Here is a 12,473-nt window from a genome sequence, read left to right as displayed (position 1 = left end):
TCTATACAGGGGGAAGCACAGTGGCCAGGAACGATCAGACAAAGGTCATGACGCGCGGGCGCAAGGTCAAGATCCTGGCGACGCTCGGCCCGGCCAGCCGCTCGCCCGAAATGATCGAGAAACTGCTGCGCGCCGGAGCCGATGCGTTCCGCGTGAACATGAGCCACGGCGATCACGAAACCCACGCCGAAACCATCGCCGCGATCCGCGTCGTGGAAAAGGCAATTGGCCGCCCGATCGGCATCCTGTGCGATTTGCAGGGGCCGAAGCTGCGCGTCGGCCAGTTCGCGGGCGGCCGGGCGGTGATCCGCCACGGCAGCCACTTCACACTGGACCGCAACCCCGAACCGGGTGACGACACCCGCGTCTGCCTGCCGCACCCGGAACTGTTCGGTGTGCTCCAGAAGGGCCAGCGCCTGCTGATCGACGACGGCAAGCTGCGGCTGACCGTGATCCGCGCGGGCGAGGACGCGATCCTGTGCTCGGCCGAAGTGGGCGGCGTGATTTCCGACCGCAAGGGCGTGAACGTGCCCGATGCGGTAGTGCCGGTGCCCGCGATGACCGAAAAGGACCGCCGCGATCTGGCCTTTGCCGTTCAGCACGGCGCGGACTGGATTGCGCTGTCGTTCGTCCAGCGGCCCGAAGACGTGGCCGAAGCCCGCCGCCTGATGGGCGGGTACGGCGCGCTGATGGCCAAGATCGAAAAGCCCGCCGCGATTGACCGGCTGGAGGAGATCATCGAACTGGCCGACGGGATCATGGTCGCGCGCGGCGATCTGGGGGTGGAACTGAACCCCGAGGAAGTGCCCCCGCTGCAAAAGCACATCGTCGCCGTGACCCGCCGGTCGGGCAAGCCGGTGGTGGTCGCCACGCAGATGCTGGAATCGATGATCGAAAGCCCCGCCCCGACCCGCGCCGAAGTGTCGGACGTGGCCAACGCGGTCTATGACGGCGCCGACGCGGTGATGCTGTCCGCCGAAACCGCCAGCGGTGCCTGGCCGGTCGAGGCGGTGACGATCATGGACCGGATTGCGGGGCAGGTGGAGCGTGATCCCGGCTATCGCCAGCAGGTCAGCTTTGCGCAGGTTCTGCCCGATCCGACCACCGCCGATGCGCTGGCGGCAGCCTGCGCCTCGATCATCCAGACGGTGGCGATTTCGGGCGTGATCGTGTTCACCGGATCGGGCTCCACCGCCCGCCGCGTGGCCCGTGAACGCCCCGCCGCGCCGATGCTGGTGCTGACCCCGTCGCAAAAGATCGCGCGGCGGCTGGCGCTGTTGTGGGGCGCGCACGCGGTGACCACCAGGGATATCGGCAGCTTTGAAGAAATGATCGCCAAGGGCAAGCGCATGGCCCTGCGCCACGGGTTCGGCGTGGCCGGGTCCAAGCTGGTGGCGCTGGCCGGGGTGCCGTTCGGCACGCCCGGATCGACCAATCTGCTCCACGTGGTGACCCTGTCGGGCAAGGAACTGGCGCGCGAAGAGGGGGAACTGGCGCGCGAAGAGGGGTAGGCGTCTGCGGTCAGGGCGCCTTGCGGTGCGAATAGCTGAGCACGCGCTTCAGCTTCCAGCCCTGCGGCGTCTTTTCCCATAGGTGGGCGAAATGGGCCGATCCGGCCAGGGTTTCGGCCCCTTCGCCCTGCCGTTCGTAAAAGCGGTGGTCGCCTTCCTCGATCGCACCGAAACCGGGCACGGGATCGACCAGCAGACTGCCCGGCACCAGTTCGCGCCGACTGCGCCAGGCATCCGGCTTGGCGCGTTCGGCGCACTGGCTGGCATAAAGCGCCATGAATTGATCGGCCGAGGTCGCGATCACGCCCCCCTTGTCGTGGTACATCTCGAAATCGTCGGCGATCATCGCGCGGACTTCTGCGGGGTTGCACCTGGCATCGAAAAAGGCCGCAAAGAAGCGCGCATCGGCCGCCGCAACCTGGTCGGTCAGGACGGCAGGGGGCATTTCGGCCTGCACCGGAGGCGGCGCCGGGGTCGGCATGGCGGGCTGCGCGGCAAGCAGCAGGATCGGGAAAAGCGGCATGGCGGTCATCCGGGTGAAGTGGATTGGTGATTTACATCACTAACTCACATTGCCCGCCGCGCACAACCGGAAACGTGCTGACTTTGAGCGTTTTGTCGCAAAACCTGCTGCATGTCGTCATGCTGAGCGGGGATGCGCTCAGCCGCCGTTCCAGTCAGGCCCCGGATTGAGCAGGCCCGCTTCGAAGCGCTGAAAAGTGCGACATCCCTGCAACGGTCAGCAAAAATGCGGCAGGACGAGCGCGGCGGTTGTCCGCGCGGCACGTGGCGCGTGCGACGGACGATGATGTCATAAAGCACCGGTTTCCGTAACGATTTTGTCGCGGGTTCCACCCCCGACAGCGCCGCGCGGCCGATAATCCGCCGCGCAACACTGTTACAGCTACCCCGTTGCAAACGGCCAGCAACGCCCTAAGTGGCGCCTCGCTATTTATAAGCATGGGTCTTTCAGGGAGTTGATATGACCAAGAACAATCCGGCGAAGCTGTTGCTCGCCAGTGCCAGCCTGCTGGCCATTTCCACCCCTGCCTTCGCGCAGGAAGAAGGCAGCGCGATCGACGCGCTGACCGCCGACATCGTCGTCACCGCGACCAAGAAGAAGGACGTGGAGAACGTTCAGTCCGTGCCGCTCGCGGTCACCGCGTTCAGCCAGAGCACTCTGGATGCGATCAAGGTCCGCGACCTGCAATCGCTGTCCTACAGCACCCCGAACGTGTCGCTCGATCAGGTCGGCACTTCGCGCGGGACCGCCAACTTCTCGATCCGCGGCCTGGGCGTGAACAGCTCGATCCCGTCGATCGACCCGACGGTCGGCGTATTCGTCGACGGCATTTACATGGGCGTCAACAACGGCCTGGTGTTCGACATGTTCGACCTGGGTTCGGTCGAAATCGCACGCGGTCCGCAGGGCATCCTGTTCGGCCGCAACACAACCGGTGGCGCGGTGATCATCAACACCGGCGATCCGACCCCGGATTACCGCGGCAAGGTCAAGATGTCGGTTGACGGCCCGATTGATGGCGGCCGCGGCGGCCCGAACTTCTCGGTGTCGGGCGTCGTGTCCGGCCCGATCGTGACCGACAAGCTGAACTTCAAGTTCGGCGCCTATTTCAACAACGACGGCGGGTACTTCAAGAACCTGTTCGACGGCACGAACCACGGCAAGGCCAGCACGGAAATCGTGCGCGGCGCACTGGAGTTCCTGCCGGCCGAAACCGTCCGCATGGTCGGCAAGCTGGAATACTTCCATTCGAAGGGCGATGGTCCGTCGGCCCAGAACCACGGGATCTACAAGCGCGACACGTTCGATTTCTCGATCGACAATCCGGGCTTCTATGAAAACGAAACCCTGTTCGGCAGCCACAAGACCGAAATCGACATCGGTGACGGCAAGCTGACCAACATCTTCGGCTGGCGCAATTACAGTGCATCGACCGGCGGCGACATCGATTCCACGCCGCGCTTCATCTTCCATTCGAACACCCGCTTCGAGCAGGAGCAGTTCTCTGACGAACTGCGCTTCAACCAGCGGTTCGGCGCGTTCGACCTGACCACCGGTGCGTTCTGGTTCACCCAGAAGCTGCGCTATGATGAACTGCGCTTCTTCCCGACCTTCATCAGCCCGACCAGCCAGTATGGCGGCGGCGCGCAGGACCACGATGTGCTGGGCCTGTTCGCTTCGGGTGATTTCGACGTCACCGATGCGCTGACCCTGACCGCCGGCGTGCGCTGGTCGAAGGAAACCAAGGATGTGGACATCACCTACATCCGTCCGCGCCCGGCGTGCTCGATGGTTGCTGCCACCTGCCCGCAGACCGGCACGAACCCGCTGATCCCGACCGAGAACAACGGCTTCTCGGACAAGAAGACCTGGGAAAGCTGGAGCCCCAAGCTGGGTGCGCAGTACAAGTTCAGCAACCGCGCGCAGGTCTATGCCAACTGGACCCGCGGCTTCCGTTCGGGCGGCTATAACTTCCGCGTGACCAACGCCAACGCGTTCGAACTGGTCGCAGCCACCCGCGGCCTGTCGTTCGACGAGGAACAGGTCGACAGCTACGAAATCGGTGCGAAGTATCAGACCGATGATCGCAAGCTGACCATCAACGTTGCGGCCTTCCGCACCGATGTCGGCAACATGCAGCGCGAAATCAACCAGGCCTCGGCTTCGGGCGTTTCGCAGTCGATCTACAACACGGCCGATGCCAAGATCGAAGGCTTCGAAGGCGAACTCCGCTTTGCCGCCAGCAGCAACTTCCTGTTCACGGGGAACGTTGGCTACGTCAACGCGCGCTACAAGACGGTGAAGTTCGACCTGACCGGCGACAACGTGGTGAACGCTGCCGACCTCGTCCTGCAACTGCCGCGCACGCCCAAGTGGACTTATGGCGCGGGTGTTATTGCTGACTTCCCGTTGGGCGATGGCAGTGCACTGACCGGCCGCGTTTCGTGGCAGCACCGTGATCGCTACGCCTATACCGACAGCAACTTTGGCTGGATCACGGCATCCGACAACCTGGAAGCCAACCTGGCGTGGAAGAGCGGCACCGGGCTGACCGTGTCGATCTATGCCAAGAACCTGCTGGACGAAGTGCAGCATGGCGGCGACACCCAGTTGGGCACCGCGACGCAGGCCGCGATCTTCGGCGGACCGCTGTCGACCGGGGTTGACGTGCCGTTCGGGCAGAACCCGAAGACCGGCTCGTTCTCGCCGCTCAACAAGGGCCGCGTGCTGGGCATCGAAATCGGCTACGATTTCTGAGCCTTGCGGTAACGCAACAGGAAAGGGGCGGCCGGGCAACCAGCCGCCCCTTTTCGTTGGGCCGATGCTGCCTGCGGTAACGCTACCCCCGCGCGCCGAACAGCGCGGAGCCGACCCGCACGTGGGTTGCGCCCAGCATGATCGCCGTTTCGAAATCGTCGCTCATCCCCATGCTGCGCCCCGCCAGACCATGGTCGCGCGCCAGCTTGTCGAGCAGGGCGAAAAACGGCGCGGCCTCAATCCCCGCAGGCGGCACGCACATCAGGCCAATGACGGGCAGGTCCGCCGCGCGGGCCTGATCCAGCAGCGCGGGCAGATCTGCCATGGCACAGCCACCCTTCTGCTCTTCCGCGCCGATGTTGACCTGCACGAAGCACGGCACCCGCCGCCCGGCCTTGTCCATCGCCTTGCCCAGCGCGGTAACCAGCGAAGGCCGGTCGACCGAGTGGATGCAATCGAACAGCGCAACCGCTTCATCGGCCTTGTTCGATTGCAGCTGGCCGACCAGATGCACTTCGATATCCGGATGCGCGGCGCGCAAGGCGGGCCACTTTTCTGCCGTTTCCTGCACCCGGTTTTCGCCGAACACACGCTGGCCCGCCGCGATCAGCGGAGCAATTGCCTCGGCCGGATGGGTCTTGCTGACCGCGATCAGCGTGACTTCGCCGGGTTCGCGGCGCGCGATCCGGGCGGCGTGGACGATGCGGGTGCGAACTTCTTCGAGTGCCTGTTCCATGGCGCGCTGCTATAGCGGGGCGATGCCGCCGCGCCAGCCCTTCCCGATCATCCACCCCCTCCCTGACATCTGGCTGCTGACCGATGCGCGCAACGATGCCGCGCTGGAAACCATCCTGCGCCGCCTGCCGCGCGGAAGCGGGCTGGTGTTCCGGCACTATCACCTGCCTGCGCCTGAGCGCCGCGCGCGGTTCGATGCGTTGAAACGGCTGGCCGGGCAGCGCGGCCACTTGATGATCCTGTCGGGCAGCGCGTCACAGGCCCGGCGCTGGGGGGCTGACGGCGCTTACGGTGCGCCGCACCTGCTGGCACGCGGCCCTGCCACGCTGCGGCTGGTCACGGTCCATTCGCTGCATGAACTGCGCCGCGCCCGCCGCGCCGCTGCGGTGCTGTTGTCGCCCGTGTTCCCGACCCGCTCGCACCCCGGCGGAAAAGTGCTTGGACCGCTGCGGTTCCGGTTGCTGGCCGGCCGCACAGGCGTGCCCGCAATCGCACTGGGCGGCCTCAACCCGCACGCCGCGCGGCGGCTGCGGTGGCCGCGCTGGGCCGCGATCGATGGGCATTTGCGGTGAACCGACTCGCCGGAATCCCGTGGATTCTTGACGCGGAGTCACCCACAGGCGCATAACACCGGTCCAGCACAGGGGAGCATCATGGCAACACGGCCCAGTTCGGCAGGACAGCGCGGCGCGCGCGTCGATTGGCGCGCGGCGCTCAGGCGCAGTGTCCGGCGCAGTGCGGAAATCGCCGGCTCGCTCGCCCTGCTCGGCGGGATGGTGTTTCTGGCGCTCGCATTGGTCAGCTATCACCAGACCGATCCCAGCACTTCGACCGCGGCGGGCGGCGGGGTGGCCAACTGGATGGGCCTTGCCGGGGCATGGGCGGCGGAACGCGCGCTATTCCTGTTCGGGCCGGTGTCCGCGTTGTTCCTGCCGCTGCTCTATGTCTTTTCGCGCAAGCTGTGGCGGCTGGTCGAAGAAGATGACGAAGGCGTCCCCCACGCCGACCATGCGTGGTGGCGGCCGATTGGCGTGCTGCTGTTTGCGATGGCCCTGCTGGCCACCGTGCTGACGCTGGCGTTCGATCAGGCGCGCGGTTCGCTGCCCGCCGGGCTTGGCGGCATCGCTGGCCTGCTAGGGGCAAGCGCGATCCGCGCGCTGGCCACATTCCTGCCCGAAGCGGCGCGCGGCTGGTCGATCCTGGCGGTCGCCATCGCCTGTCTGGGCGGCGGTGCAGTGCTGGCCGGGCGGGTGTTTGCGGTGGACTGGGGCAGCCTGTTCACCCTGCCGCGCGCACTCCAGCGCCGCCGGGCCGTTCCGGCGTCGGGCGGCGCGGCCATCCCGGTTGCCCGGGACAAGCAACCGCGTGAGGAGCGCGCCGCCCCGCGCCCCGAACTGGCCGCCGCGCCGCGCCGCGCGCCCGAAATCACCGATCCCACCCGCCCGATCAAGCCCGCCCAGCTGGGTTCATCCGCGCGGCAGGGCGATCTGTTCGACAGCTATGAGTTGCCGGGGCTGGACCTGCTGGACGATGCCCCGCCCAATTCGCACCAGAAGATCGACAAGCTGGCGCTGGAACGCAACGCCCGCCTGCTGGAAACCGTGCTCGACGATTTCAACGTAAAGGGCGAGATTACCGCCGTGCGCACCGGCCCGGTCGTGACCATGTATGAACTGGAACCGGCTCCTGGCATCAAGGCCAGCCGCGTGGTTGGGCTGGCCGACGATATTGCCCGCAACATGAGCGCGATTTCCGCGCGCGTCTCCTCGATCCCCGGCCGCACCGTCATGGGCATCGAACTGCCCAATGCCGACCGCCAGATGGTGGGCTTCAAGGAGCTGATCGCGTGCGAACAGTTCGCCGCGTCCAAGGCGATGCTGCCGATCATCCTGGGCAAGGATATCGCCGGGGAGCCGGTGGTGGCCGATCTTGCCGCGATGCCGCACCTGCTGGTGGCCGGGACCACCGGATCGGGCAAATCGGTGGGCCTCAACTGCATCCTGCTGTCGCTGCTCTACCGGCTGACCCCGGCGCAGTGCCGGATGATCCTGGTCGATCCCAAAGTGCTGGAACTGAAGTCGTATGACAACATTCCGCATCTGCTTTCCCCCGTGGTCACAGAACCAGCCAAGGCGGTGCGCGCGCTGAAATGGGCGGTCGAGGAAATGGAACGCCGCTATCGCCAGATGAGCGAGTTGTCGGTGCGCAACCTGGCCGGTTTCAACGAAAAGGTCCGCAGTGCCGCCGCCAAGGGCAAGCCGCTGGGCCGCCGCATCCAGATCGGGTTCGACCCCGATACCGGCGAGGAACTGTTCGAGGAACAGCAGCTCGATTACCAGCCGCTGCCGCAGATCGTGGTGATCGTCGACGAACTGGCCGACCTGATGGTCACGGTCGGCAAGGAAATCGAAGTCCTGATCCAGCGGCTCAGCCAGAAAAGCCGGGCGGCGGGCATCCACCTGATCATGGCGACCCAGCGCCCCTCGGTCGATGTCATCACCGGCGTGATCAAGGCCAACCTGCCGACCCGGATCAGCTTTGCCGTCACCAGCCGGATCGACAGCCGCACCATTCTGGGTGAGCAGGGTGCCGAACAGCTGCTGGGCAAGGGCGACATGCTTTACAAACCCAACACCGATCCCGTCCGCCGCGTCCACGGGCCGTTCGTATCGGACGAGGAAGTGGAACGGATCGCCGATTACTGGCGCGGTCAGGGCAGCCCGGAATACGTCGACAGCGTCACCGAAGAGCCGGAGGATGGCAGCTTTGGCTTCGATGATCTGGATGCGACCGCATCCGACAACCCGGATGAGCGCAAGTATCGGCAGGCCTGCCAGATCGTGTTCGAAAGCCAGAAAGCCTCGGCCAGCTGGCTGCAGCGGCAACTGGGCGTGGGCTATAACACGGCGGCGAAATGGGTGGAACGGATGGAAGCGGACGGCTTTGTCGGCCCGGCCAACCATGTCGGCCGCCGCGACATCTACCGCGACCGTGATGGCAACCCGCTGTAGACCGCTGCGTCAACCGTTCCGGCGGGTCAGCGCCAGCACCTCACGCGCGGCGCCCAGCCGCACCAGCAGATCGGCGCGGGGCGGCATTTCGGCCAGGATGTGGCGGGTCAGCCGTTCATAGTGGGCAATGAACCGGGTGACCTGATCGGGCGTCATCACGCCCGCCGCAGCCGGGCCTGATCGCGCGCGCAGTTCGGCCTCCTGCTGTTCGCGCCAGCGGGCCACCACGTCCCACCCCGGCGCGGCGAGCAGCACCAGCGCGTCCAGCCGGGCAAACAACAGCTGGTATTCCCCGGCGAGCGCAGCGTTGGCATAACCGCGCCAGATCCCGCCGGGATCCTCCTGCGCTTCAAGCGGGTTGACCGGATCGACCAGCGCCGCTGCGGCTTGCGGGCGCGCGCCCAGGCACCAGCCTTCCAGCAGCAGCACCCGCGTGTCCGCGGCGGCAGCGGGCCAGTCGCGCTCGGCCGCGCGATCGTCAGCGGCCTTGTCGAACCGGGGGAGCGCGGCCGCTTCCCCCCGCTCCAGCGCCGCGACCACTGCCAGCCCCAGCGCGATATCGTGCGTGCCCGGCACGCCGCGCGTCAAAAGCAGCGGATGAACCTGCGCCGCCAGCCGCTGCCGTTCGCGGCGGGTCCGGTAAAGATCGTCGAGCGACAACACCGCCGTGGGCAGACCGCCATCCTCCAGCGCCCCGGCCAGCGCCGCAACCAGCGTCGATTTACCCGCCCCTTGCGCGCCGCACAGGCCGATCACCGTCAGCCCGGCCCCGGCCTGCTGCCGAACCAGCGCCAGCAGCGCCGCCAGCAATCGCGGATCGGGAGCGGCCAGCATCGCCCCTATTCGGCAGGCTGAACCGGACGTGGGCGGAACGTCAGCCCGAGCGGGGTAAGGTGACCATCCGGCCGCAGCCGCACCCGGACGATCCCTTGCAGCTTTGGATCGGCCAACTGGGCATTCAGCCGGTCGGCAGCGGCTTGCGGGATATAGAGCCGCCCGCCTTCGGTGCCGGTCGGCTGGCCCGGCAGCGGCGCTTCGGCGCGGGCCAGCTGCGGGCATTCAGGCAGCGGCAAATCAGACGGCAAGGCTGCGGCTTCCACTGGCGGCGGATAGATCGACGCACGGGTCAGCACGGGCGCGCGCCCTTCAAGACACACGCCTCGCCCGCCATTCCACGCCATCGGATCTTCATCAGCTACGGTTTCGATCCCCGGCCAGTCATAGCGGAACTGCACATAATGCCCGCGCAGCAGATCGCGCGGATCATAGCCCTGCACCGGGATGTCCCAATCGGTGCCCTGCCTGCTCTGGTGGTCGCTCCACCCCCACAGCCCGGCCAGGCCCGCCAGCGGCAGGGCCAGCAGCAGCGAACGCAGCAAGCCGGTCCGGGTCATGCTGATGCTCCTTCCCTGGGCGGCGCAAACCGGCGGGCCACGCGCAAGGCGATCCACGCCACGCCCAGGATCAGCACGCCGCTGAAAATCAGGCCCGCGCCGCTGGTCAGCAGATCATCCTCCAGCTCGAAACTCAGCACGATCAGCCGCAGCGCGATCACCGCAACGGCGAACTGGAACGCCCCGCGCCAGCCGCCTTGCAGGCTGGCGGCAGCCACCCCGGTCCACAGCGCCATGAACAGCAGCGCGCCGACCACCTGGTTACCCGACAGCGGATAGGCCAGCAGCATGAGCAGCCCGGTTCCGCCCAGCATGGCGCCCGCCGCGCGGCCCGATGCGGTTGGGCGGACCAGCGCGACCACCACGCCCGCCCCAATCGCCACTGCGGCGCGCACCGCTTGCGGGGCGATGGCGACCAGCTCGTTGCCCGATCCCCGGAACGACTCAACCCCGGCATAGATCGCCGCGTAACTGGCCCCGCCCAGCGCATAGACGACTGCCAGCTGCTCCAGCCGTCGCCAGAAATCCGGGCGGGCCGAGCGTCCGCGCTGCCACGCGCCCAGCGGCGCGAACAGCACTGTCAGCGCGGTGACCAGCGCGATGAGCAAAGCGTCCGCAGTCGAAACGTCGTCCCAGAAAGTCCGCGCGAAATCCCACGCGGTATATGTGGCCACCACGAACACCAGCGCGGCGATCAGCCAGCTTTGCCCGCGCGCCAGCAGCACGGGCGCGAACAGCACCAGCCACAGCGCGAGCGGCTGCCACAGCGGCGAACTGGTCTGATAAACCTGGCCCAGATGACCCAGAAACGCCATGCCCAGCAGCGCCAGCACGAACAGCGCGCCTTCGTGCAGCCACGGCTGCCGGCCCGCCAGCTCATCGCCCGCGCGCCACAGATACCCGGCCAGCGCGGCCATCAGCGCAAAGTGAATGCCCAGCCGGACCAGCCCCGGAATTGCATCCCAGTTGGCCGCGACCACCAGCACCACGCCCAGCCCGATTGCCAGCGCCGCGATGCCGATCACCGCCCACAGCGCCAGCGGGCGGCTGTGTTGCGCTTCATAGGCGCGGATGCGCGCTGCCGTATCGGCATCGATCAGCCCGGCGGCCTGCCAGGCGGTCAGCTTGCGCTCGCTCATGGCGTCAGCCTATCGCCGTAAGCCGTGTCCAGCAACCTTGCATCCAACCGGTTGCAGTTGTAACGATATTCTCCAAAGGAGATCGTTTCATGCGCGTCGGCACCGTCAGGGAAGTGAAGAACCACGAATACCGCGTCGGCCTGACGCCGGAAAGCGCGCGCGAACTGGTGGCCAGCGGGCATGAAGTCTGGGTCGAAACCGGGGCCGGTCTGGGCATCGGCGCGACCGACCGGGATTACGAAACCGCAGGTGCCGTGATCAAGGGCGCGGCGGCCGATGTCTTCGCGGGCTGCGAAATGATCGTGAAGGTCAAGGAACCGCAAGCCGCCGAGCGGGCGATGCTGCGCGAAGGGCAGATCCTTTACACCTACCTCCACCTTGCCCCCGATCCGGAGCAGACCGCCGATCTGGTGAAGTCGGGCGTCACCGCCATCGCCTATGAAACCGTCACCGGACCCGGCAACACTCTGCCCCTGCTCAAGCCGATGAGCCAGGTGGCCGGCCGGATGAGCATTCAGGCCGGGGCGACCGCGCTGGAAAAGGCGCATGGCGGGCGCGGTGTGCTGCTGGGCGGCGTGCCGGGCGTGCTGCCGGGCCGGGTGCTGGTTATCGGCGGCGGTGTGGTGGGCTTCAACGCGGCGCAGATGGCCGTCGGCCTGGGCGCGGACGTCACCATTCTGGACCGCGATCCCGAAGTGCTGGAGCGGCTGGGCACCCATTTCGAAAGCCGCGCCAAGACCCGCTTCTCCAACCGCGCCAACATCGAACAGATGATCTGCGAGGCCGAACTGGTGATCGGCGCAGTGCTGATCCCCGGCGCCGCCGCGCCCAAGCTGGTCACGCGCGACATGCTGAAATGCATGAAGCCGGGCGCGGTGCTGGTCGATGTCGCGATTGATCAGGGCGGCTGCTTTGAAACCAGCCACGCCACCACCCATGCCGACCCGACTTACGTGGTGGACGGCGTGGTGCATTACTGCGTCGCCAACATGCCCGGCGGCGTCGCGCGGACCAGCACGTATGCGCTCAACAACGTCACCCTGCCCCACGCGCTGCGCATCGCGGACCTCGGCTGGAAGGCCGCGCTGAAGGCCAACCCGCATCTGGCGAACGGGCTGAACGTCCATGCGGGGAAGGTCACGTATGAGGCCGTGGCGCGCGAGCTGGGCTATGCTTACGTGCCGGTAGCTGAGGTGTTGGGGTAAGCGGTTTTCGCGCGGCCCCTGCCTCAGCCCCCCAAAAAACCGTCACCCTGAACTTGTTTGGTGTTTATCCCGTTTACATACGTTCCCACCACATGCGTCACCCTGAACTTGTTTCAGGGTCCATCTCTCCTCCTGCACGGACAGTGCGGGCCGAGAAATGGATGCTGAAACAAGTTCAGCATGACGGTTTAGACTTTA

The 12,473-nt window shown here is 66.6% G+C and carries 10 protein-coding genes; 5 read left to right on the top strand and 5 right to left on the bottom strand.

Features of this window, described 5'->3' with window-relative positions; all coding sequences use genetic code 11:
* Nucleotides 1–47: 47 nt before the first annotated feature.
* Nucleotides 48–1,511 carry a pyruvate kinase gene (gene pyk / locus Q8Q53_RS14735; protein WP_305702787.1) on the top strand — a complete coding sequence of 488 codons (1,464 nt, stop codon included), beginning with the start codon at nt 48–50 and terminating at the stop codon, nt 1,509–1,511.
* Between the two features lie 10 nt (nt 1,512–1,521).
* Here the strand turns inward: pyk and Q8Q53_RS14730 are convergent, their stop codons facing one another.
* The gene (locus Q8Q53_RS14730; protein ID WP_305702543.1) at nt 1,522–2,034 is read right to left on the bottom strand and encodes a nuclear transport factor 2 family protein; all 513 of its coding nucleotides are present in this window, start codon (nt 2,032–2,034) and stop codon (nt 1,522–1,524) included.
* A gap of 459 nt (nt 2,035–2,493) precedes the next feature.
* On the opposite strand from Q8Q53_RS14730, the gene Q8Q53_RS14725 reads away from it, so the two are divergent.
* A complete protein-coding gene (locus tag Q8Q53_RS14725; protein ID WP_305702542.1) occupies nt 2,494–4,791 on the top strand; it encodes a TonB-dependent receptor in 2,298 nt (765 codons plus the stop codon).
* Between the two features lie 82 nt (nt 4,792–4,873).
* On the opposite strand, the gene Q8Q53_RS14720 is transcribed toward Q8Q53_RS14725, so the two are convergent.
* Nucleotides 4,874–5,527, bottom strand: a complete 654-nt coding sequence (locus Q8Q53_RS14720) for a YggS family pyridoxal phosphate-dependent enzyme (protein WP_305702541.1) — start codon at nt 5,525–5,527, stop codon at nt 4,874–4,876.
* Here Q8Q53_RS14720 and Q8Q53_RS14715 point away from each other — a divergent pair.
* Both Q8Q53_RS14715 and Q8Q53_RS14710 read left to right on the top strand, forming a co-directional pair.
* Nucleotides 5,526–6,098 (top strand): thiamine phosphate synthase, encoded by a 573-nt coding sequence (locus Q8Q53_RS14715; RefSeq protein WP_305702540.1) that lies wholly within the window; start codon nt 5,526–5,528, stop codon nt 6,096–6,098. The genes Q8Q53_RS14720 and Q8Q53_RS14715 overlap by 2 nt on opposite strands.
* An 81-nt stretch (nt 6,099–6,179) precedes the next feature.
* Nucleotides 6,180–8,537: a DNA translocase FtsK 4TM domain-containing protein gene (locus tag Q8Q53_RS14710; protein ID WP_305702539.1), complete on the top strand. Its 2,358-nt coding sequence runs from the start codon at nt 6,180–6,182 to the stop codon at nt 8,535–8,537.
* Between the two features lie 9 nt (nt 8,538–8,546).
* Here the strand turns inward: Q8Q53_RS14710 and Q8Q53_RS14705 are convergent, their stop codons facing one another.
* From Q8Q53_RS14705 to Q8Q53_RS14695, 3 genes are read right to left on the bottom strand one after another with little or no spacing between them, the layout of a single operon-like run.
* On the bottom strand, nt 8,547–9,371 hold the full coding sequence (locus Q8Q53_RS14705) for a kinase (protein ID WP_305702538.1): 825 nt from the start codon (nt 9,369–9,371) through the stop codon (nt 8,547–8,549).
* Nucleotides 9,372–9,376: 5 nt separating this feature from the next.
* Nucleotides 9,377–9,931, bottom strand: coding sequence for a GDYXXLXY domain-containing protein (locus Q8Q53_RS14700; RefSeq protein WP_305702537.1), 555 nt, complete (start codon nt 9,929–9,931; stop codon nt 9,377–9,379).
* Nucleotides 9,928–11,070 (bottom strand): DUF2157 domain-containing protein, encoded by a 1,143-nt coding sequence (locus tag Q8Q53_RS14695; protein ID WP_305702536.1) that lies wholly within the window; start codon nt 11,068–11,070, stop codon nt 9,928–9,930. Before Q8Q53_RS14695 ends, Q8Q53_RS14700 begins: the two co-directional genes overlap by 4 nt.
* Nucleotides 11,071–11,159: 89 nt before the next feature.
* Between Q8Q53_RS14695 and ald the strand changes: the two genes are divergently transcribed.
* Entirely contained in the window at nt 11,160–12,275 is a 1,116-nt protein-coding gene (gene ald / locus Q8Q53_RS14690) for an alanine dehydrogenase (RefSeq protein WP_305702535.1), read from the top strand.
* The last annotated feature ends 198 nt before the right edge of the window (nt 12,276–12,473 follow it).

Origin of the sequence: Novosphingobium sp., from assembly GCF_030699305.1 — a bacterium.
Classification (GTDB): Bacteria; Pseudomonadota; Alphaproteobacteria; order Sphingomonadales; family Sphingomonadaceae; genus Novosphingobium.
Note: the sequence above shows the minus strand (reverse complement) of the source record. Positions and strands in the feature narration are given on the sequence as shown.

Coding starts and splice junctions, on each gene's coding strand:
- pyk (WP_305702787.1), top strand. CDS start 48: ATGACGCGCGGGCGCAAGGTCAAGATCCTGGCGACGCTCGGCCCGGCC.
- Q8Q53_RS14730 (WP_305702543.1), bottom strand. CDS start 2,034: ATGCCGCTTTTCCCGATCCTGCTGCTTGCCGCGCAGCCCGCCATGCCG.
- Q8Q53_RS14725 (WP_305702542.1), top strand. CDS start 2,494: ATGACCAAGAACAATCCGGCGAAGCTGTTGCTCGCCAGTGCCAGCCTG.
- Q8Q53_RS14715 (WP_305702540.1), top strand. CDS start 5,526: ATGGCGCGCTGCTATAGCGGGGCGATGCCGCCGCGCCAGCCCTTCCCG.
- Q8Q53_RS14720 (WP_305702541.1), bottom strand. CDS start 5,527: ATGGAACAGGCACTCGAAGAAGTTCGCACCCGCATCGTCCACGCCGCC.
- Q8Q53_RS14710 (WP_305702539.1), top strand. CDS start 6,180: ATGGCAACACGGCCCAGTTCGGCAGGACAGCGCGGCGCGCGCGTCGAT.
- Q8Q53_RS14705 (WP_305702538.1), bottom strand. CDS start 9,371: ATGCTGGCCGCTCCCGATCCGCGATTGCTGGCGGCGCTGCTGGCGCTG.
- Q8Q53_RS14700 (WP_305702537.1), bottom strand. CDS start 9,931: ATGACCCGGACCGGCTTGCTGCGTTCGCTGCTGCTGGCCCTGCCGCTG.
- Q8Q53_RS14695 (WP_305702536.1), bottom strand. CDS start 11,070: ATGAGCGAGCGCAAGCTGACCGCCTGGCAGGCCGCCGGGCTGATCGAT.
- ald (WP_305702535.1), top strand. CDS start 11,160: ATGCGCGTCGGCACCGTCAGGGAAGTGAAGAACCACGAATACCGCGTC.